Raw genomic sequence first — 19,268 nt, forward strand, 5'->3', positions numbered from 1 at the left:
AGGGCAGAATGCGAGAACTTCATCCTGCTATGACAGGCCTGCGGCCGGCCACTCCGAGCCTCGTGCATTATCCCGGCTTTCCCACCCTGCCGGAGGGAACAGAGCGCTACAGGGCAAAGGGCGGCGGATCGGTCGTTATGCGCGTCGAGCCGGGCGACCAGGTCAGCGTCATCGACAGCGAAGGCGGGCAGGTCTGCGAGATCTCCTTCCTCGACGAGAAAGGCCGCTTCCTAGCCGTCGGTCTCGGAACGGCATTCAGCAATTCAGCCGAGGGTTTGAAGGCCATTCTTCAAGCGGAAGATGAGAGTGCTGCCCGCACGCGTGCAGCGCTTCAGCGTCGCGGCGCCGATCTGGCAGCGGCCGGCGCACTCTGCATCTTCGGGGCAGGATCGACCCCGGGCAGCCGGGCGGATTTCACGATTTCCATGAAGGGCCTGCTGATCGTCGCAGCACCCGCCAGCGCCATGTCGCCGGAGGCGCAGGATACGGCGACGCCGATCGAGATCACGATCAAGCGCAGCCTGCTGATCCGCGATTACGCTTCCGCCCTGCCGGAACCGGCCGCCGATCCGGTCGAGGATATCCGCATCCGGGCGGCGACCGCTGCAGCCTATTTCGTGCGTGCCGGCGAATTTATCCAGATCATCGACGTCTATGGACGCCAGTGCACCGATTTCCAGGCTTTTGCCGCCCGCAAGGTCGACAAGGGTCTCGACCTCGCGCTTGATTCCACCGTCACCCGCACGCTGCTCGGCCGCAGCTATCCGGTGCCGGGTCTCCCCTCCAAGGCCTTCGACCGCGACTTCGAGCCGTTGGTCGAAATCGTCCAGGATACAGTCGGGCGTCACGACGCTTTCGCGACCGCCTGCAATTCGCGCTATTACGACGACATGGGTTATCCCGGCCACGTCAACTGCACGGATAACTTCAACGCTGCGCTGGCGCCCTACGGCATTGCCGGCCGCAAGGGCTGGGAAGCGCTGAACTATTTCTACAACACCAATATCGACCACAACAACCAGCTCTATCTCGATGAGCCTTGGTCGCGTCCGGGCGATTACGTGCTGATGCGCGCGCTGACCGATCTCGTCTGTGTCTCCTCGTCCTGCCCTGACGATATCGATGCGGCGAACGGCTGGGATCCGACGGATATCCACGTCCGCACCTTTTCCGGAAAAGAGAAATTCTCACGAGCGGTGGCCTATCGCATGACCCCAGATGCAAACGCCGAACTGACGCGCGAAACCGCCTTTCATTCCCGCCTCTCCGCGTTGACGCGGGACTACACCGAATATCGCGGCTACTGGCTGCCGAACCGATTTTCCAGCGAAGGCCCGGTCGAGGAATACTGGGCCTGCCGCGAGCGCGCTGCCGTCATCGATCTATCACCCTTGCGGAAATTCGAGGTGACGGGGCCGGATGCCGAGGAACTGCTGCAATATTGCCTGACGCGCGACGTGCGCAAACTGTCGACCGGCCAGGTCGTCTATTCGGCCATGTGCTACGAAAACGGCGGCATGATCGATGATGGCACGCTGTTCCGGCTCGGCGACAAGAACTTCCGCTGGATCGGCGGCGATGATTTCAGCGGCATATGGCTGCGCCAGCAGGCGGAGAAGAAGGGCTTCAAGGCCTGGGTCCGCTCTTCGACCGACCAGATGCATAATATCGCCCTGCAAGGTCCGAAGAGCCGCGATATTCTGAAGGAGATCATCTGGACGGCGCCGCGTCAGCCTGATATCGGCGAGCTCGAATGGTTTCGCTTCACCGTCGGCCGCATCGGCGGCTTCGAGGGTGCTCCCGTCGTCGTCTCGCGCACGGGTTATACCGGCGAACTCGGCTACGAGATCTTCTGTCATCCGAAGGATGCGCTGACGGTGTTCGACGCCGTCTGGAAGGCGGGCCAACCGCACGGATTGAAGCCGATGGGACTGGAGGCGCTCGACATGGTCCGCATCGAGGCAGGTCTGATCTTCGCCCATCATGAATTCACGGACCAGACGGACCCCTTCGAGGCCGGGATCGGCTTCACGGTGCCGCTGAAATCCAAGCAGGACGAATTCATCGGCCGCGAGGCGCTGATCCGGCGCAAGGAACATCCGCGCCATCTGCTCGTCGGGCTCGACATCAAGGCCAACGAGGCCGTCGGCCATGGCGATTGCATCCATATCGGCCGGGCCCAGGTGGGCGTTGTCACCAGCGCCACGCGCTCGCCGATCCTCGGCAAGACGATCGCGCTCGCCCGCATCGACGTGATGCATGCAAGCCCCGGCACCGAGGTCGAGATCGGCAAGCTCGACGGCCACCAGAAGCGCCTGCCGGCGACGATCGTGCCGCTTTCGCATTACGACCCGCAGAAGACGCGGCCGCGCTCGTAATGCCTGCTTTTGAGGTCGAGGCGGCGATCGGCGTCGCGGCATGCAAGGCGGCCGAGATGCAACCTGATGATGAGTGAACGGCCCTAAAAACTAAAAGTTGACAAATTCGGGTTGAATGACTATATCTCGGTAGTCGATATTGCTTGTTTGACTTTTGTTATCGCGCGCTGGCAACGTGCCCTGGACGAACTTCCCTCTTCAAAATCGAGATCATCATCCGTCGTGCTTCCGCACGTGCGGTCGTTCAATTGCTATGAAAGGGTTTGTTATGACCACTGGCACAGTTAAATGGTTCAATTCCACCAAGGGCTTCGGCTTCATTCAGCCTGACGACGGCGGCGCTGACGCCTTCGTTCACATTTCTGCCGTCGAACGCGCTGGCATGCGCGAAATCGTCGAAGGCCAGAAGATCGGCTACGAGCTTGAGCGCGATAACAAGTCGGGCAAAATGTCCGCTTGCAATCTCCAAGCTGCTTAAACTGAAATCTGCTTTCCTTTGACCGCGGATGTACCGGCACTGTCGAAAGTATGATACTGTCAAGGTCAGGCACGTTGCCTGGCCTTTTTGCTGAGTCGGCCAGCGGGCTGCTGCACAATTTCTTAAACGCGGAATCGGTTTAAGGAATCATGCAGTAATTCAAAGCGTTACAGCGTCCTTTGCGCGTCTGAAAGACGCGCGGCGCTGTGATAAAATCCAGGATTGATATGACAGAGTCGCACAGCAAATCACGCAAGCAGGCGGAGATTGCCTTCGGAAACGTGCAATCGCAGTTCCTGGCGCGAAGCCGCGCGGTCGAAGAGATCGATTCGACCGTACGTGCCCGCGAGGAAAAAACCTTGCGGTTACGCGAAGCGCGTGAGGCCAAGGAATTGCAGGATCGCTTGACAGGGGTTACTGCTCCTGCCGCGAAGCGAAACAAGAAAATCTGACCCTGCTGCATAATTCCTTAAATCGGATTCGATTTCAGGCTAAAACCATGCAGCAGTTCAAAGTATTACAGCGCCTTTCCGCGTCTGATGACGTGCGGCGCCGTAGAACAGGATGATTTTAGGCCGGATCGGCCTAAACTCTGGATCCTGTTCTAAATTAAAGAGTTAGAGCATGATGTCGTCCGAAAACCGCGCACGCTTTTCGGCATCGTGCCCTAGGGTCGAAGTCAAACAGTCAGGAAACAGATTTGAAAAACGCCAGAAACAACGAGCTTTCCGATCGCCGCAGCGCCGCTGCCGAAGCCAAGGCGGCTCTTCTCAATGCGTATCGTAGCGCCAAGGATTCAGCCGAACCCACAAGGCTGGCAAAGCAGGCGGAGCGTCAAGCCATTGCCGCGGCCAGGGAAGAACGTCGCGCTCAGCGAGAACGTGTCAAGCTCGAGGAGCTGGAGCGGGCTCAGGCCGTCGAGGCCGAACGTCAGGCTGCAGCCGAGGCCGCAGCACGCGCCGATGCCGACGCTCGCGAAGCGGCTGACAAAGACCGGATCGCTCGTGTGATTGCCGATGAAGCCGCCCGAAAGGCCGAACGCGACCTGCGTTACGCCAATCGCAAAGCCAGGAAGTCCTGATCGTCAGCGCTGCCTGTTGTCGCAACAGGCAGCGCGTTGTCGTTCACGCGGCCTGCACGGCTGCATTCAGCGGGATTTCGACGTCGATCTCGAGCGTCGAGACGTACTCGTTGCGATCGATCGTCACCTGCACCTTGTCGTGGTCGAGCTGCACGTGCTTTGCGATCACCGCAAGGATTTCCTCGCGCAGCAGGGAGACCAGGTCCGACCCCGCCGAGGAACGTTCGTGGGCGAGAAGGACCTGCAGCCGTTCGCGGGCGGCCGGTGCGGTTCTCTGCTTGTTGAAAAGACGGAATATATTCATGCTGCCCTCCGTCCGAAGATCTTGCCGAAAATGTTCCTCTTTTCCTCTGGGATGGCGATCGGCACAACTTCGCCGGCGAGCCGGCGAGCGGCATCGAAATAGGCCATCGCAGCCGCACTGCGGCTGTCTGCCAGCGTGACCGGCGCTCCGATATTGGATGCCCGCAGAACATCCATGCTTTCGGGTATGATGCCGAGCAGCGGGATGGACAGGATCTCCAGGACGTCGTCGACCTTGAGCATGTCGCCGCGTTCGGCGCGGTTGGCGTCATAGCGGGTGAGCAGCAGGTGCTTTTCCATCCGCTCGCCGCGTTCGGCCTTGGCGGTCTTGGCATCAAGCAAGCCGATGATACGATCCGAATCGCGCACCGAAGAGACCTCGGGATTGGTGACGACCACGGCAACATCGGCGTGGCGCATGGCAAGCGTTGCGCCGCGCTCGATCCCGGCGGGGCTGTCGCAGATGATCCAGTCGAAATAGCGCTTCAGGTCGTTGATGACGCGTTCGACGCCCTCGGCCGTCAGATTGTCCTTGTCACGCGTCTGCGAGGCCGGCAGCAGGAACAGTGTTTCCAGCCGCTTGTCGCGGATCAGCGCCTGGGTAAGCTTGGCATCGCCCTGGATGACATTGATCAGGTCGTAGACGACCCTGCGTTCGGCGCCCATCACGAGGTCGAGATTGCGCAGGCCGACGTCGAAATCGACGACGACGACTTTTTCATTGCGTTGCGCCAGCGCCGCTCCCAATGCGGCGGTCGAGGTCGTCTTGCCAACCCCGCCCTTGCCTGACGTGACGACGATCACTTTCCCCATCATTGTCTCTCCTTTGCCGTGGCCCCAGTAATTCGAAATGTTTGAGCGTCCTTGCCCCTCTCGAAGAGACGCGCGGCGCTGCCGTCAGATCAGTTTCTCTGCCATGATCGCGTCGTCTTCGAGCCAGAGCTGAACAGCCTGTCCGCGAAGATTGGGCGCCATGTCTTCCGCCATTTTGTAGATGCCGTCGATTGCAACCAGTTCGGCCTCGAGCTTGCGGCAAAAGATCCGCGCCGATGCGTTTCCGATGGATCCCGCCATGGCTCGGCCACGCAAGGCGCCATAGATATGGACGGACCCGCCGGCGATGACCTCGGCACCCGAGGCGACTGAACCGATGACGGTGACGTCGCCTTCCGGAAATATTACCGATTGCCCCGAGCGCACCGGCTCCCGGATGACGATCGATTGCATGGCCGGGCGGGTCTCTGCCACTGCCGGTTTGCCGGGCGAATCGGCAGGCTCCTTTGCCTGAACCTCGATATCGGAAACCGACCGACCGCCTTTGAGTGCCGGCGGCATGCCGGACCCAAGGATCGAAGGCCGAGCGCCCTCGATGCCCATGATGCTGACATTGCGCTTGGCAAGCTCGGCAATCAGGTCCTTCAACTGCGAGCGGTCGATTTGCAGGTCCGTCAGGTCGAGCACGACAGGCCGTCCGAGGAAGAAGCCGGCCGAACGCGCAGCCAGATCGTCCAGCCGGATCAACCAATCATCGATCGGAAGATCTGGAGACAGCATGACCGCGAGGAAAGAGCGGCCCTTGATGCGGATGGAGCGAGCGTCTGTTAGCACTTTGGTCATCTATGTAAAGAAATCGTTGACCATGTCTACCGCTGCTATGGTTAACAAAAAGTTAACGCGGCCTTAACATTACCCACAATCACAGCAGATTCTTCAAGCGCCGGATTGCCGCAAATCATTGGAAAAGCGGTGCAATTTCCGGAAGAACGGAACGGTTAATAATGCGGCTTCGATCTTGGGCCGCAAATCTGCCGCTGCTTGGGTAACGCTCAGCCTTCCGCCTTGCGTTGTGCGTTGGAAATGGCGCGTGCGGCCTCTTCGGAGGAGTTGGCGAGCGTGCGCATCTCGGCGGCCAGCACCGCAAAGCCCGATCCGGCCGTGCCGGCGCGAGCAGCCTCGATGCCGGCATTGACGGCGAGCAGCTTGAGGTAACGCAGCGATTGCAAGATTTCGTTGGTCTTCGAGGCGGTGACGCGCATGCCGGAGGTCTGTTCATCGATTCGCTGATAGAGCGATTCGATGTTGATGATGCTGCCTTCGAGATAGAGAAGCTCACCCCTCTCGTCCCAGATGCCGCCGCCGGTCTCGGTGACCCAGATGAGATGCCCCACGGCGTGGCGGATGCGGTATTCCATCGTCCAGTCCGTGCGCTTCTCCAGTGCCCGTCCGACGATCTCGTCCATCAGAGGCACGTCTTCCTCGTACATGATCGAGGTAAAGGTCCGCGTGCGGTTGCCGATGATTTCGTCGACGGGATAACCGAAGATGCGCTCGATGCCATTGGTCATCTCAAGCATCGTGTAGTTTTCGTCGGCACGGCAGCGATAGAGAAATCCGCTCATGCGCCCGAGAATGCTCGTTTGAAAATCCATGAAGGCCACATTCGAAGAGAAGAGTTGCAGATGGATTTATGTCGTCTCATTTAAAAGGCGCACGTCATAATGCCGGAAGAGAGCGCGAACACCCTCCTCCGGCAATGCAGGCCCGCCTCATCAGTTGCGCAGGTATTCCTCCATGGAATCGTCGAGCGCCTCGACCCAGGGCGTGTGGTGCGTCGGCGACAGGTTGCCGGTCATCAGCGATCGGTATGCATGGTCGCGGAAGCCCATGATGTTGTGGGCCTTGTGATGTTCCCACTCCATGAAGGTCTGGTTGGTCCCCTCGATGTCGAAGGAGGGATAATCGGTTTCGGCGAGCAGTTCCTTCACATAGTCGCCCTGATACCAGATCATCTGCTCGGCATCTTCGAGCGTCTCCTCGCGGGCGCGCCACATGTCGAAATTGGCCTTCAGCTCTTCTTCCGGCGGCAGGGTGATGCGGCCCATCATCACGTCGCGCGCCCACCAGGCCTGCACGTCGAACATGTTGAAGGTGTAGAACTGGTCCTGCATGCCGATGTAGAAAAGCTGCGGGTTCTTGTCGAAGATCACCCCCTTGTAGAGGCTGTCTGCCCAGAGGCGGTTGGCCGTCTTCAGCCGGAGATCGTCAGGCAGGAAGGGGAAATGGTGCTGGTATCCGGTGCAAAGGATCACGGCATCGACCTCTTTGGTCGAGCCGTCGAGGAAGTGGGCGGTGCGGTTTTCGAGCTTCATCAGCAGCGGCCGTTCTTCGAAATTCTCCGGCCACTTGAAGCCCATCGGCTTCGAGCGGTAGCTCGTCGTCACCGATTTCGCGCCGTATTTCCAGCATTGCGAGCCGATGTCCTCGGCCGAATAGCTGCGGCCGACGAGCAGGATGTCCTTGCCCTTGAACTCCAGCGCGTCGCGGAAGTCGTGGGCGTGCAGCACGCGGCCGTTGAACGTCCTCACGCCCTCGAAATAGGGCACGTTCGGCGTCGAGAAGTGACCCGATGCCACGACGACATAGTCGAACTCCTCGTCATACATCCGGTCCTCGACGCGGTTATGCGCCGTCACCGTGAATTTCTTCGTCTGATCGTCGAAGCGAACCATGCGCACCGGCGAGCTGAAGCGCACCCAGTGGCGGACATTTGCCTTCTCGACGCGGCCCTTGATATAATCCCAGAGCACGGCGCGCGGCGGATAGGAAGCGATCGGCTTGCCGAAATGCTCCTCGAAGGAATAATCGGCAAATTCGAGGCATTCCTTCGGGCCGTTCGACCAGAGGTAACGATACATGCTGCCGTGGACTGGCTCGCCATATTCGTCGAGCCCGGTGCGCCAGGTATAATTCCAGAGCCCACCCCAGTCCGACTGCTTTTCGAAGCAGACGATCTCCGGGATTTCGGCGCCCTTCTGGGCGGCCGATTGAAAGGCGCGCAACTGCGCCAGCCCGGAAGGCCCGGCACCGATGACGGCTACTCTTGTCATGAAGCATTCCCCTCTTGATTATATCGCATTGTCGTGCGTGTCAGTCCGGATAGATGCCGGGGCTGGTCGGCGCCCCGTCGTCATATTTGGAAAGCCAGTCGACCGTCGTTTCGCGGAAGCGGGTGAGGCCCTTGTAGTCGATGAGCTCGGGCGGCAGCGTTTTCAGCACGCGCGGGAAGCGCCGCGCCCATTTCGGCACGGTGACCAGCTCTTCCATGTTCATCAGGTAGCAGCGGATGACGAAAAGGATGGCGTTGGAGCGCGGCAGGCGCCAGAGGCTCTGCACTTCGACGCGCAGATGCACCTTCTCGCCGACATTCTCCGGCGTCACCGTGGTACGGTCGGGACCCCATTTGTGATAATTCTCCGGGCTGGTGTCGAGCCGAGGATTGATCGTCATCGTCCAGTTGAAGCGCCGTGTCGGCTTGCCCTGCTGCAGGTTCAACAGGAATTTCAGCGCCCGGTCGAAGACGCCGATCTGGTGGGCGAGCGGCACCGGGCCATGCCATTCCATGAAGTTCATACCGATATCGAAATCGAGCGACCAGTCGGCCTGCGTCGTCACCATGCCGGCATCCATCCAGAGATTGCTGTCGCGTTGGTCGACGATGCAGAAATCGCCTTGGGCCTGGCGGGTGATATATTCGAAGGGTTCATAAGGCAGCGTCGAGGCATCGCCAAAGGTGAAGCTGTCGTCGATGCCAAGCGGGCGATTGATCCAGCGCCACTGGTCGCCGTTGCGGATCAGCGTGAAATGGTCGGGGTAACCCGCCGCCTGCTCTTCCATCAAAAGTTCGAGCGTATCCCATTGCGCGCTCATCATGTGCGGCAGCGCCTGATAGCGTAGCGGATCTTCCTTCAGGACCAGCGCCCGGTCGTGCATCTCGGCGACATAATGCTCGTCGACGTCGATGAGGCTTTCGTAGACGGTTCCCGCCCGACCGTGCACATGCGGCTCCATATTGACGGAATACATGTATTCGTCACGGTCGAAGGGAAACGGGAAACGCCGGATGTTATCGGGGCTGTTCCGATAGCTGAAATCGTTCCGGAAGGTTTCCTGCTTGAAGACGATTGCCATGTCCGGACTCCTTGTTCCGCTTCCGATGCCGCTAGAGATCAAGATGCAGCGTGTTTCCCTCGAAGCGGGAAACGCAGATCATCACCTTGCTGCCGGATGCTTTTTCTTCGTTCGTCAGATAGACGTCGTGGTGCAGCAGCTTGCCGTCGCAGGTGACGACCCCGGTCTCGCATTGACCGCAGGCGCCGCCACGACAGAGGAAGGGCGCGTCGACGCCCGCCGCCTCGATCGCCTCCAGCATGCTTTCGTGATGGCCGACCTTCACGGTCTTGCCTGACCGCAGGAGCTCGATCGCGAAGGGCTTGCCGGGCAGCGACGACAGGAACCGTTCCGAATGCAGGTTCTGCTCCGGCCAGCCGGCATCCAGTCCCGCCTTCAGCACGCCGTCGATCATGCCTGTGGGGCCGCAGACATAGAGGTGCGTGCCGAGCGGCTGGGTGCCGAGCAGGCGCGTCAGGGGCATGGCGTCGCCTTCGGCATCGCAATAGATCTTGATGCGATGTCGGCCATAGCGCTCGACGAGTTGCTGCCAATACGCGCCGCGGTCGCGCGTGCGGATGGCGTAATGCAGCTCGAAATTGGCGCCTTCGCGGGAAAATTGCTCCATCATTGCGATGAAGGGTGTAATGCCGATGCCGCCGGCGATCAGCAGGTGCTTGCGCCCGCGCCAGTCCGGCTGGAACAGGTTGACGGGATAGCTTACCTTGAGCTCGTCACCTTCGCTGAGCTTCTCATGCATGAAGGTGGAGCCGCCGCGTGAATCCTCGACATGCAGCACGCTGATCTCATAGGCTGCGCAATCATGCGGCGGCGACATCAGCGAATAAGCATTGCGGCGCATATGACCGCCATCGTTCATCAAAACGATGACGTGGGCGCCGCCGGAGAAATAAGGCATTGGCTTGCCGTCAAGGCGTTCGAAACGGAAGCGCTTGACGCGCTCGGCGATTGGCGTGATCCGCGCCACGCGGACAGGAATTTCAGTACCACCGCTCAAAGGAACAACTCCTCCGGGTCAGGCGCGCTGCCCGGTTCTTCCGCATCGATATTGACGCCCTGGAAGGCGGCGAGCCTGCGCGAATAATGGTCGCGCACCAGAAGCGGCAGCCCGCAATGGCTACAAGTGAAAGGGCTGGTGGTGACGTCGTCGGTGATGCCCTTGCAATGGACGCATTGCACACGCCGGGCGAGCGAACCGCGATGCTCGGTGATGACGGAGGCATGGTCCATGCCGTAATCGAGCGCCACCAGCATTGCCTGGCCGATGAAGCCTTCCGTGCCCGACAGATAAAGCCGCGTGCCCATATGGGCGGTGGCAAGCGACCCCTTCAATCGGAAGAGCAGCGTGGCGATCGTCGGCGCCGTGAAGAACATGTCGGCGCCGAGGCGGGCGAGCGCCTCGTCCAGGCCGGTACCCTGCGAGCCGCGGGCGACATAGAGGATCTCGCTGCGGGAAAGAGCCGTTTCGTCCAGCCCCGGCTGCTGATCGAGCAGAGCCTTGGCGCCCTCCCCTTCGAGCGCGAAAATGTGCCGCCGGGCGCGCGGCTGGATGGTCAGGCCCGTGTAGACTGGTCGGCTCTTGATGCCTGCAACGAGCATTCGCGTGCTCCTTAACCTACGGCAATCCTCTTCTTCTTCTCCGGATCGTCGAAAGGAAGCGTGTGGGCGGTGGCGCCTGCCTTCACGGTCTTGCCGCGGACCTCGAGTTTCGTCCCATGCACCGCCTTGTCAACGTCCAGACGGGCAATCGCCATGGATTTCTTCGTCAGCGATGAATAGCTCGGGCAGGTAATGACGCCAACCTTTTTGCCGTCGGCAAAGACTTCGTCGCCGAGATCGGCCGGTCCGTCGGTCTCGATCAGCATGCCGAAGATCTTGAAGCGTTCCTTGCCCTTGAGGCGGGCATGTTCCTCGGCGCCGCGGAAGCCCGTCTTGCCGGGGCTGACGGTGAAGTCGAGGCCGAGTTCCCAGAGGCTGTCGCCAGGCGGCTGATCGGCGAAGGGATACATCTGCGAATTGTCGTAGGGGTAGAAGAGCAGGTAGCTTTCGACCCGCAGCATGTCGAGAACCGAGAAGCAGCAGGGGATGATGCCCATCTCCTTGCCTTCCTCGACGATCCGGTCCCAGACCATGACGGCGTCCTGGCCGCGCACGAAGATCTCGTAGCCGCGCTCGCCGGTATAGCCGGTGCGCGAGATCATCACCGGTGCGCCGAACAGTGTCGTCTGCATATGATGGAAATATTTGAGGTCGCGGATGCCGGGGACATATTTGGCGAGATAATCGACCGCGATCGGCCCCTGCAGCGACAGGTCGTGCAGGTCATCGTCGAAGAGCACGGCGCAATTGCGGCCGGCGGCCTGCTTGACGAGTTCCTCGTGGCCGGAGCCCGAGCCATGCACCAGCATCCAGGAATTCGGGCCGGTGCGATAGACGATGCAGTCGTCGGTGAAGTGGCCGCGCTCGTTCAGCATGGTCGCGTAGACCGACCGGCCGGGGTAGATCTTCGTCAGGTCGCGGGTGGTGATGGAGTCAAGCACGGCGATGGCGTGCGGGCCGACCAAGTGCACCTTCTTCAGGCCTGAGACATCCATGATGCCGGCCTTGGTGCGAACGGCGACATGTTCTTCCGACATGTCCTTGTCGTAGGTCCAGGCGGTGCCCATACCGCTCCAGTCCTCGAGCTTCGATCCCAGAGCGCGATGCCGATCCGCCAAGACGGAGAAACGCCATGATAAAGCCATTGTCCGTTCCCTTTTGTTTCCTCTACGGAATATTTATTTCCTGACTATATAAGTCTTTCGCGCCGTGGCAACCCCGCCCGACATGCATTTCCCAAACTTTGATGGCATAGGCGCTGTGGCGCGATGGGTGCGATGACGCCAATCATCACTCAGCCCATCCGCTCCGATGCGTAACTTCCGGGGCTTGCCGGGAAGACGACGGTGCGGTTGCCGTTGATGAAGGTGCGGTGATGGATATGGGCATGAATGGCACGCGCCAGCACCTGGCTTTCGACATCGCGGCCGATCGAGACGTAGTCGTCGGGCGACTGCGCATGGGTGATGCGCGCCGTATCCTGCTCGATGATCGGGCCTTCGTCGAGATCGGCGGTGACGTAATGCGCCGTCGCCCCGATCAGCTTCACGCCGCGGCCATAGGCCTGCTTGTAAGGATTGGCGCCCTTGAAGCTCGGCAGGAAGGAATGGTGGATATTGATGATCTTCCCGGACATTTTCTGGCACATCTCGTCGGACAGGATCTGCATGTAGCGGGCGAGCACGATCAGTTCGGTGCCGGTCTGCTCGGCCACCTCCATGATGCGGGCCTCGGCCTGCACCTTGTTGGCCTTGGTGACCGGAATATGGTGGAAGGGAATGTCGTGGTTGACCACGACCTTCTGGTAGTCGAAATGGTTGGAGACGACGCCGACGATATCGATCGGCAGTGCGCCGATCTTCCAGCGGTAGAGCAGATCGTTGAGGCAATGGCCGAAGCGCGACACCATCAGCAGCACCTTCATGCGCTTCTCGCTGTCGTGAATATCGTAATCCATCTCGAAGGGTGCCGCGACGGCTGCAAAACCGGCGTCGATATCGGCGCCCGAAAGACCTTCTTCCGAAATGAAGCTGACGCGCATGAAGAACTTGCCGGTATCGAGATCGTCGAACTGCGAGCTGTCGATGATGTTGCAGCCCTTGTCGGCCAGATAGCTCGAAATCGCCGCGACGATGCCGCGTGTCGATTTGCAGGATACGGTGAGTACGAAGTTCTTCATGCTGTCACTTTCTTCGCCATATCAAATGCAGAAGGTCCGATCACGCCGGAGCTTGTCTGCTCCGGCGCATCAGCGTGTCTTCAGAACGTCCGTCCGTTCAGATATCGAGCGTGCTGTCGCGTTCCCATTGGGTGAAATGCGAGCAGTAGGCATTCCATTCCTGATGCTTGAGCTTGAGATAGGCGGCGGAAAACTCGGCCCCGATCGCCTGCTTCAAGCCCTCGTCGGCATCATAGGCGCGCAGCGCGTCGAGCAGATTGAGCGGCAGCCGCGGCGCATCCTTCACCAGATACCCCTCGGCATACATGTCGATATCGTAGTGCCGGCCGGGATCGGCTTGGCTGCGGATGCCGTCGAGGCCGGCCGCGATGATGATCGCCTGCAGCAGGTACGGGTTGACCGCACCATCCGGCAGGCGCAGCTCGAAGCGGCCCGGTCCCGGCACGCGCACCATGTGGGTGCGGTTATTGCCCGTCCAGGTCACCGTGTTCGGCGCCCAGGTCGCGCCCGATGTGGTGCGCGGCGCGTTGATGCGCTTGTAGGAATTGACCGTCGGATTGGTGATCGCGGCAAGCGCGGAGGCGTGCTTCATGATGCCGCCGAGGAAGGTTTTACCCTGAGCGGAGAGCCCAAATGGCATTTCCTTATCCGCGAAGGCGTTGACCTTGCCATCGATGTCCCAGACCGAAATATGGGCATGGCACCCGTTTCCGGTCAGGCCCTTGAAGGGCTTCGGCATGAACGTCGCGCGAAGGCCATGCTTTTCGGCGACCGACTTGACCATGAACTTGAAGAAGGAGTGCTTGTCCGCCGTCTGAAGCGCGTCGTCATATTCCCAGTTCATCTCGAACTGGCCGTTCGCGTCCTCGTGGTCGTTCTGATAGGGCTTCCAGCCGAGCTCGAGCATGTAGTCGCAGATTTCGGCGATGACGTCATAGCGACGCATCACGGCCTGCTGGTCGTAGCAGGGCTTTTCGGCTGTATCGAACTGGTCAGAAATCACCGAGCCGTCCGCGGAGATGAGAAAGAACTCGGGCTCCACGCCGGTTTTCACCCGGAGCCCTTCTTTCGCAGCTTCAGCGACCAGTCTTTTCAGCACCACACGCGGTGCCTGTTCGACAGGCTGATCGTCCATGACGCAGTCGGCAGCAACCCATGCGACGTCTTTCTTCCAGGGTAATTGGATGACGGAGGAAGCATCGGGAAGCGCGAACAGGTCGGGATGGGCAGGCGTCAAATCGAGCCAGGTTGCGAAGCCCGCAAAGCCGGCGCCATCTTTCTGCATATCGGCGATGGCTTCCGCGGGCACCAGCTTGGCGCGTTGGCCGCCGAACAGGTCGGTATAGCTGATCATGAAATATTTGATGCCTTTGTCTCTAGCAAAAGCAGCAAGGTCCAGTGTCATTTCGTTCCCCTTTGGATTTCTTGGAGACACTTTGCTTATGGATGCGAGACGGCCGGGACGTTTGCCCGGCCGGTAGAAATCAGTAGCCTCCCTTGCCGGGATACCAGTTTGTGCCGGCGAGCGGGATCTGGGCCATGGCGGCGGCCTCCATTGTCAGGGCGCAAAGATCTTCCGGTTCCAGGTTGTGCAGGTGGTTCTTGCCGCAGGCGCGCGCGATGGTCTGGGCTTCCAGCGTCATGACCTTCAGATAGTTGGCGAGACGGCGGCCTGCGGCGATCGGATCAAGCCGCTTCATCAGTTCCGGATCCTGCGTGGTGATGCCCGCCGGGTCCTTGCCTTCGTGCCAGTCGTCATAGGCGCCGGCCGTCGTGCCGAGCTTCTGGTATTCTTCTTCCCAATGCGGATCGTTGTCGCCGATCGCAACGAGTGCTGCCGTGCCGATGGCAACCGCATCGGCGCCCAGCGCCAGCGCCTTGGCCACGTCGGCGCCCGAACGGATGCCGCCCGAGATGATCAGTTGCACCTTGCGATGCATGCCGAGATCCTGCAGCGCCTGGACCGCGGGGCGGATGCAGGCGAGCGTCGGCATGCCGACATTCTCGATGAAGACATCCTGCGTGGCTGCGGTTCCGCCCTGCATGCCATCGAGCACCACCACGTCGGCCCCGGCCTTCACAGCAAGCGCTGTATCGTAATAAGGCCGCGCGCCGCCGACCTTCACATAGATCGGCTTTTCCCAGTCGGTGATCTCGCGCAGTTCCAGGATCTTGATTTCGAGGTCGTCCGGGCCAGTCCAATCCGGATGGCGGCAGGCCGAGCGCTGGTCGATGCCCTTAGGCAGGTTGCGCATGTTGGCGACGCGATCGGAGATCTTCTGGCCGAGCAGCATGCCGCCGCCGCCGGGCTTTGCGCCTTGACCGACAACCACTTCGATCGCATCGGCGCGACGCAGATCCTTGGGGTTCATGCCGTATCGCGACGGCAGATATTGGTAGACCAGCGTCTGCGAATGGCCGCGCTCTTCATCGGTCATCCCGCCGTCGCCTGTTGTGGTGGATGTTCCGGCAATCGTCGCGCCGCGTCCGAGCGCTTCCTTGGCATTGCCGGAGAGCGCGCCGAAGCTCATGCCGGCAATGGTGATCGGCGTCTTCAGGTGAATGGGCTTTTTGGCGAAGCGCGCGCCGAGGACAACCGAGGTATCGCACTTCTCGCGGTATCCTTCGAGCGGATAGCGCGAGATCGATGCGCCGAGAAACAGCAGGTCGTCGAAATGCGGAACCTTCCGTTTGGTGCCGGCGCCGCGGATGTCGTAAATGCCGGTCGCCGCAGCTCGGCGGATTTCCGCCAGCGTGTAATCGTCGAAGGTCGCGGACTTGCGCGGCGGGGTATAGGGGTTGTGATAGCTCATGATGGTCCCTCGCCTTAATATGCGTCAGCGTTGTCGATATTGAAATTGTAGAGCTTGCGGGCGGAGCCGTAACGCTTGAATTCCTCGGGCCTCACTTCGGGCACGCCCGCCTTTTCAAGAAGTTCGGCCAGCTTCGTCAGGTGCTCGGGACGCAGCTCCTTTTCGATGCAATCGGCACCCAGGCTCTTGACCGAACCGCGCACGAAGAGCTTCGCTTCATAGAGCGAATCCCCAAGCGCATCGCCGGCATCGCCGAGCACCACGAGGTGGCCGGACTGACCCATGAAGGCGGACATGTGGCCGATATTGCCATGAACGACGATGTCGATGCCCTTCATCGAGATGCCGCAGCGCGATGCCGCATTGCCCTTGATGACAAGGAGGCCGCCGCGGCCGGTTGCGCCGGCATACTGGCTGGCATCGCCCTCGATGACGACGGTTCCAGACATCATGTTTTCCGCAACGCCCGGACCTGCCGAACCGTGAACGGTGACGGTCCCGCCGTCGTTCATGCCGGCGCAGTAATAGCCGACCGACCCCTTTACATCGACCGTGACCGGCGCATCGATGCCGACGGCAACCGAATGGCTGCCGCGCGGATTGACGACTTCGAAGGAAAGATCGTTCGAACCGTTCTGGATGTTGTGCAGGGCGCTGTTGAGTTCACGTAACGGCGTAGTGGCAAGATCAATGACAGGCATGTTTTGATAACCCTTGGAGAATACGCATGAGGCGCCGGTCAAGCGACCTTCTGGTGATCCCAGAAATAGACGGTTGCAGGCTCCGGCTCCCAGACCCGGGCATTCTCGATGCCGGGCAGATTGACGAGCGCCCGGTATTCCGAACCGAAGGCGACATACTGCTCCGTTTCGGCCATGACGGCGGGCTTGCAGGCGATCGCATCGCGCACGACGCCGAAGCCGGACTTCGTGCCGACGACGAAGGTGAAGAAGCCGTCGAGGTCATCCACCGCGCCTTCCAGCGCCTGGCCGAGATTCTTGCCCTTGGCCATCTCAGCCGTCAGATAGGCGGCGGCGACCTCGGTGTCGTTTTCGGTTTCGAAGGTCATGCCTTCGCGCTTCAGCTCGCGGCGGAGATTGTTGTGGTTGGACAGCGAGCCATTATGCACCAGGCATTGGTCGGAGCCGGTGGAGAAAGGATGGGCGCCGAGCGTCGTGACGGCTGATTCCGTCGCCATGCGGGTATGGCCGATGCCGTGGGTGCCGGCCATTGAATTGACCGCGAAGCGCGAGACGACATCCTTCGGCAGGCCGGTTTCCTTGTAGATCTCGATGGCGTCGCCGCTGCTCATGATGCGGATGTTCGGACGCAATTCCGAAACGGCTGCCTTGCCAGCGTCGAGTAGATCCTTCGCAAGCGTGATGACGGCATGCGTGCTCTTCACCTGGATGGCGACCGATGCGCCAACCGCCTGGCCGAGCTCGGCCTCGAGGCCGGCGAAATCCTTCTTCGGATTGGCCGACTGGATGGTGATCTTGGCATTGCTGCTGCTGGCGTCGCCATAGATCGCGATGCCGGCGCTGTCCGGCCCCCGATCCGTCATCGTCACCAGCATCGAGGACAGCAGTGCCCCGAGCTCCGGTTCGAGACTTTTATCCTTGAGGAAGAGACCCACAATTCCGCACATGACCAGACCTCCGTTCGTGTTGAGAAAGGACTAGCAGGTCTGCTTTCGGTTTTCAACTCGGAAGAAAGATTTTTTCTTTTAAAGCAAGTCAGCTTTTCGAGCTCTGCTGTGGATAGCTGATGATCGACAGGTATTTGCTCGGCAGTTTCACCAGCTGCTCCGGCCCATGCGGCGCATCGGCGTCGAAGAACAGGCTGTCGCCCGGCTGCATCTGGAAAAGCTGGTCGCCGTGGCGGTAAACGACTTCGCCCTCGAGCATATAGAGAAACTCCATCCCCTCGTGCTGGAAGGTCGGGAAGATGTCGGAGTCGGTCGTCAGGGTGATGAGGTAGGGCTCGACGATGACGCCGCTGGTATTGTTGTCGATGTGACCGAGCACATTATATTGGTGACCGGCGCGGGTGCCGCGCCGTTCGAGCTCGATGCCCTGGCCTGCCTTGACGAAGACGGCGTTGCGCGGTTCCTCGAAACGGCGGAAGAAGGCGGTCAGCGGCACGCCAAGCGCCCGCGAGAGCGATTGCAGCGTCGTGAGCGACGGCGATATGTTGCCGTTCTCGATCTTCGACAGCATGCCGAGCGAAATGCCGGTCGCCGCCGCCAGATCGGTCACCGTAATGCCGAGTTTCTTGCGGTAGGCGCGCACCTCATGGCCGATCGCCATTTCGAGGTTGTTTTCCTTCGGCTCGCGGACGGCGTGCGGGTCCTGGGAAAAGGGAGCGCGTCCGCCATGCGCCTGTTCCGGTTGCTCTGCCGCTGCACGCTTGGATTTCATGGATTTTCCCCCGCCGCCTTCTCTTTTGTCCAAGGCAACCCTATCGTCATAGTGAAAATTCCTCAACCGTGAAGAAAACTTATTCCCGTCGCGCCTCGCGCGGGGCGATGCCGTAGACGGCACGAAACATGCGGGAAAAATGGCTCAGGCTGGAAAAGCCGGTGGCCACCGCGATTTCCGAGACGGAAAGCGGGCTCTGCTTCAGCAGCCGATGGGCATGCTGCAGCCTGATCCTGCGGTACTGCTCGAGGAAGGTACTGCCGAGGTGAGCCGAAAAGAGCCGGTCGAGATGGCGGGTGGTGACGCCGGCGATGCGCGCCATGGCGGCGCGCTCGAGCGGCATCTCGATCGTCTCCTCCATCCGTTCGAGAACGCTAAGAAGGCCGGGATGATGGACGCCATAACGCTGCGCCAGCGAGGCGCGCTGGGGCGCAGCCGGCTCGTTGACCTCGGTATGAAGATACCAGTCGCTGACGCGGCGGGCGAAATCCGGCCCCATGCGCTCGGCGATCAGCACATGCATCATGTCGAGCGGGGCGATGCCGCCGCCGCAGGTAATCCGGTTGCTGTCGATCATGAAGCGTGCCTGGCGCGGCGTGAGATCCGGGAAGGCTTCGAGAAGGGCTGAGGCATGCTCCCAGTGGATGGTGAAGTCGCGGCCGCCGAGCAGTCCGGCGGCGGCCATCAGATAGGGACCGCCCGAGATGCCGCCGATCCTCACACCTTCGCGCGACAGCTGCCGCAAGCAGGACAGCACGCCGGGATACCGCCAGTCGCGGGGCAAGCCGCCGGCGCAGACGAAGGCCGTTCCGAGCCCCGAGCCCCTGGCGGGCAGAGGTTCGGCGGGGACGCTGACGCCCGACGAGGAGAGCGCCGGTGCGCCATCCGGCGAGAAGATCTGCAGCCGATAGATCTCGCGTCCGGCCAGAAGATTTGCCGCCCTGAACGGTTCGGTCGCCGAGGCATAGGACATCAGCGCAAATCCCGGGATGAGGATGAAGCCGATCGTCTGCACATTTCTGCTATCAAGCGAGGACATGTCTCATTCT

20 protein-coding genes are annotated in these 19,268 nt (G+C 60.7%); 4 read left to right on the forward strand and 16 right to left on the reverse strand.

Translation table 11 applies throughout. The features are described from left to right. Positions 1–8: 8 nt before the first annotated feature. From HFO99_RS06185 to HFO99_RS06200, 4 genes are all read left to right on the forward strand, one after another. Positions 9–2,378 (forward strand): DUF1989 domain-containing protein, encoded by a 2,370-nt coding sequence (locus HFO99_RS06185; RefSeq protein WP_222359978.1) that lies wholly within the window; start codon positions 9–11, stop codon positions 2,376–2,378. A gap of 268 nt (positions 2,379–2,646) precedes the next feature. Beyond that, positions 2,647–2,856 carry a cold-shock protein gene (locus tag HFO99_RS06190; RefSeq protein ID WP_003548109.1) on the forward strand — a complete coding sequence of 70 codons (210 nt, stop codon included), beginning with the start codon at positions 2,647–2,649 and terminating at the stop codon, positions 2,854–2,856. Between the two features lie 227 nt (positions 2,857–3,083). Continuing rightward, on the forward strand, positions 3,084–3,308 hold the full coding sequence (locus HFO99_RS06195; RefSeq protein ID WP_222359979.1) for a hypothetical protein: 225 nt from the start codon (positions 3,084–3,086) through the stop codon (positions 3,306–3,308). A 248-nt stretch (positions 3,309–3,556) separates the two neighbouring features. Next, positions 3,557–3,937, forward strand: coding sequence for a DUF6481 family protein (locus tag HFO99_RS06200; RefSeq protein ID WP_222359980.1), 381 nt, complete (start codon positions 3,557–3,559; stop codon positions 3,935–3,937). A gap of 43 nt (positions 3,938–3,980) precedes the next feature. Here HFO99_RS06200 and minE read toward each other — a convergent pair whose 3' ends face one another. From minE to HFO99_RS06280, 16 genes are all read right to left on the reverse strand, one after another. After that, the gene (gene minE, locus HFO99_RS06205; protein ID WP_003574994.1) at positions 3,981–4,241 is read right to left on the reverse strand and encodes a cell division topological specificity factor MinE; all 261 of its coding nucleotides are present in this window, start codon (positions 4,239–4,241) and stop codon (positions 3,981–3,983) included. Continuing rightward, a complete protein-coding gene (gene minD / locus HFO99_RS06210) occupies positions 4,238–5,053 on the reverse strand; it encodes a septum site-determining protein MinD (protein ID WP_025397600.1) in 816 nt (271 codons plus the stop codon). Before minD ends, minE begins: the two co-directional genes overlap by 4 nt. A gap of 84 nt (positions 5,054–5,137) precedes the next feature. Next, a complete protein-coding gene (gene minC, locus HFO99_RS06215; protein ID WP_222359981.1) occupies positions 5,138–5,857 on the reverse strand; it encodes a septum site-determining protein MinC in 720 nt (239 codons plus the stop codon). 209 nt (positions 5,858–6,066) lie between these two features. Then, positions 6,067–6,669, reverse strand: coding sequence for a PAS domain-containing protein (locus tag HFO99_RS06220; RefSeq protein WP_222359982.1), 603 nt, complete (start codon positions 6,667–6,669; stop codon positions 6,067–6,069). 120 nt (positions 6,670–6,789) lie between these two features. Then, the gene (locus HFO99_RS06225; RefSeq protein ID WP_222359983.1) at positions 6,790–8,127 is read right to left on the reverse strand and encodes an NAD(P)-binding domain-containing protein; all 1,338 of its coding nucleotides are present in this window, start codon (positions 8,125–8,127) and stop codon (positions 6,790–6,792) included. A 40-nt stretch (positions 8,128–8,167) separates the two neighbouring features. After that, positions 8,168–9,208, reverse strand: a complete 1,041-nt coding sequence (locus HFO99_RS06230; RefSeq protein WP_222359984.1) for a heme-dependent oxidative N-demethylase family protein — start codon at positions 9,206–9,208, stop codon at positions 8,168–8,170. Between the two features lie 31 nt (positions 9,209–9,239). Beyond that, positions 9,240–10,205, reverse strand: a complete 966-nt coding sequence (locus tag HFO99_RS06235) for a PDR/VanB family oxidoreductase (protein WP_222300749.1) — start codon at positions 10,203–10,205, stop codon at positions 9,240–9,242. Further along, positions 10,202–10,807: a dimethylamine monooxygenase subunit DmmA family protein gene (locus HFO99_RS06240; protein WP_075224575.1), complete on the reverse strand. Its 606-nt coding sequence runs from the start codon at positions 10,805–10,807 to the stop codon at positions 10,202–10,204. The genes HFO99_RS06235 and HFO99_RS06240 overlap by 4 nt, the downstream gene beginning before the upstream one ends. A gap of 11 nt (positions 10,808–10,818) precedes the next feature. Further along, the gene (locus HFO99_RS06245) at positions 10,819–11,952 is read right to left on the reverse strand and encodes an aminomethyltransferase family protein (protein ID WP_222300747.1); all 1,134 of its coding nucleotides are present in this window, start codon (positions 11,950–11,952) and stop codon (positions 10,819–10,821) included. Between the two features lie 149 nt (positions 11,953–12,101). After that, the gene (gene purU / locus HFO99_RS06250) at positions 12,102–12,986 is read right to left on the reverse strand and encodes a formyltetrahydrofolate deformylase (protein ID WP_222359985.1); all 885 of its coding nucleotides are present in this window, start codon (positions 12,984–12,986) and stop codon (positions 12,102–12,104) included. A 97-nt stretch (positions 12,987–13,083) separates the two neighbouring features. Continuing rightward, entirely contained in the window at positions 13,084–14,391 is a 1,308-nt protein-coding gene (gene glnT, locus HFO99_RS06255) for a type III glutamate--ammonia ligase (RefSeq protein ID WP_027665464.1), read from the reverse strand. Positions 14,392–14,470: 79 nt separating this feature from the next. Further along, entirely contained in the window at positions 14,471–15,799 is a 1,329-nt protein-coding gene (locus HFO99_RS06260) for an FMN-binding glutamate synthase family protein (RefSeq protein WP_003548137.1), read from the reverse strand. 14 nt (positions 15,800–15,813) lie between these two features. Then, complete coding sequence (locus HFO99_RS06265) at positions 15,814–16,500, reverse strand: GXGXG domain-containing protein (RefSeq protein WP_222359986.1); 687 nt, start codon at positions 16,498–16,500, stop codon at positions 15,814–15,816. A 38-nt stretch (positions 16,501–16,538) separates the two neighbouring features. After that, positions 16,539–17,447 carry a class II glutamine amidotransferase gene (locus HFO99_RS06270; RefSeq protein ID WP_222250511.1) on the reverse strand — a complete coding sequence of 303 codons (909 nt, stop codon included), beginning with the start codon at positions 17,445–17,447 and terminating at the stop codon, positions 16,539–16,541. A gap of 88 nt (positions 17,448–17,535) precedes the next feature. Beyond that, on the reverse strand, positions 17,536–18,219 hold the full coding sequence (locus tag HFO99_RS06275) for a helix-turn-helix domain-containing protein (protein WP_168305081.1): 684 nt from the start codon (positions 18,217–18,219) through the stop codon (positions 17,536–17,538). 79 nt (positions 18,220–18,298) lie between these two features. Beyond that, positions 18,299–19,258 (reverse strand): GlxA family transcriptional regulator, encoded by a 960-nt coding sequence (locus HFO99_RS06280; RefSeq protein ID WP_222359987.1) that lies wholly within the window; start codon positions 19,256–19,258, stop codon positions 18,299–18,301. Positions 19,259–19,268 lie beyond the last annotated feature (10 nt).

The organism is Rhizobium leguminosarum, from assembly GCF_019798305.1.
GTDB classification, from domain to species: domain Bacteria; phylum Pseudomonadota; class Alphaproteobacteria; order Rhizobiales; family Rhizobiaceae; genus Rhizobium; species Rhizobium leguminosarum_U.

What these genes read in the sequence shown, in the direction of transcription:
- HFO99_RS06220 (WP_222359982.1), bottom strand. Translation starts at nt 6,669, where the DNA reads ATGGATTTTCAAACGAGCATTCTCGGGCGCATGAGCGGATTTCTCTAT.
- HFO99_RS06270 (WP_222250511.1), bottom strand. Translation starts at nt 17,447, where the DNA reads ATGTGCGGAATTGTGGGTCTCTTCCTCAAGGATAAAAGTCTCGAACCG.
- HFO99_RS06245 (WP_222300747.1), bottom strand. Translation starts at nt 11,952, where the DNA reads ATGGCTTTATCATGGCGTTTCTCCGTCTTGGCGGATCGGCATCGCGCT.
- HFO99_RS06280 (WP_222359987.1), bottom strand. Translation starts at nt 19,258, where the DNA reads ATGTCCTCGCTTGATAGCAGAAATGTGCAGACGATCGGCTTCATCCTC.
- HFO99_RS06240 (WP_075224575.1), bottom strand. Translation starts at nt 10,807, where the DNA reads ATGCTCGTTGCAGGCATCAAGAGCCGACCAGTCTACACGGGCCTGACC.
- minD (WP_025397600.1), bottom strand. Translation starts at nt 5,053, where the DNA reads ATGGGGAAAGTGATCGTCGTCACGTCAGGCAAGGGCGGGGTTGGCAAG.
- HFO99_RS06185 (WP_222359978.1), top strand. Translation starts at nt 9, where the DNA reads ATGCGAGAACTTCATCCTGCTATGACAGGCCTGCGGCCGGCCACTCCG.
- HFO99_RS06275 (WP_168305081.1), bottom strand. Translation starts at nt 18,219, where the DNA reads ATGAAATCCAAGCGTGCAGCGGCAGAGCAACCGGAACAGGCGCATGGC.
- HFO99_RS06260 (WP_003548137.1), bottom strand. Translation starts at nt 15,799, where the DNA reads ATGAGCTATCACAACCCCTATACCCCGCCGCGCAAGTCCGCGACCTTC.
- minC (WP_222359981.1), bottom strand. Translation starts at nt 5,857, where the DNA reads ATGACCAAAGTGCTAACAGACGCTCGCTCCATCCGCATCAAGGGCCGC.
- purU (WP_222359985.1), bottom strand. Translation starts at nt 12,986, where the DNA reads ATGAAGAACTTCGTACTCACCGTATCCTGCAAATCGACACGCGGCATC.
- HFO99_RS06190 (WP_003548109.1), top strand. Translation starts at nt 2,647, where the DNA reads ATGACCACTGGCACAGTTAAATGGTTCAATTCCACCAAGGGCTTCGGC.
- minE (WP_003574994.1), bottom strand. Translation starts at nt 4,241, where the DNA reads ATGAATATATTCCGTCTTTTCAACAAGCAGAGAACCGCACCGGCCGCC.
- glnT (WP_027665464.1), bottom strand. Translation starts at nt 14,391, where the DNA reads ATGACACTGGACCTTGCTGCTTTTGCTAGAGACAAAGGCATCAAATAT.
- HFO99_RS06225 (WP_222359983.1), bottom strand. Translation starts at nt 8,127, where the DNA reads ATGACAAGAGTAGCCGTCATCGGTGCCGGGCCTTCCGGGCTGGCGCAG.
- HFO99_RS06265 (WP_222359986.1), bottom strand. Translation starts at nt 16,500, where the DNA reads ATGCCTGTCATTGATCTTGCCACTACGCCGTTACGTGAACTCAACAGC.
- HFO99_RS06195 (WP_222359979.1), top strand. Translation starts at nt 3,084, where the DNA reads ATGACAGAGTCGCACAGCAAATCACGCAAGCAGGCGGAGATTGCCTTC.
- HFO99_RS06230 (WP_222359984.1), bottom strand. Translation starts at nt 9,208, where the DNA reads ATGGCAATCGTCTTCAAGCAGGAAACCTTCCGGAACGATTTCAGCTAT.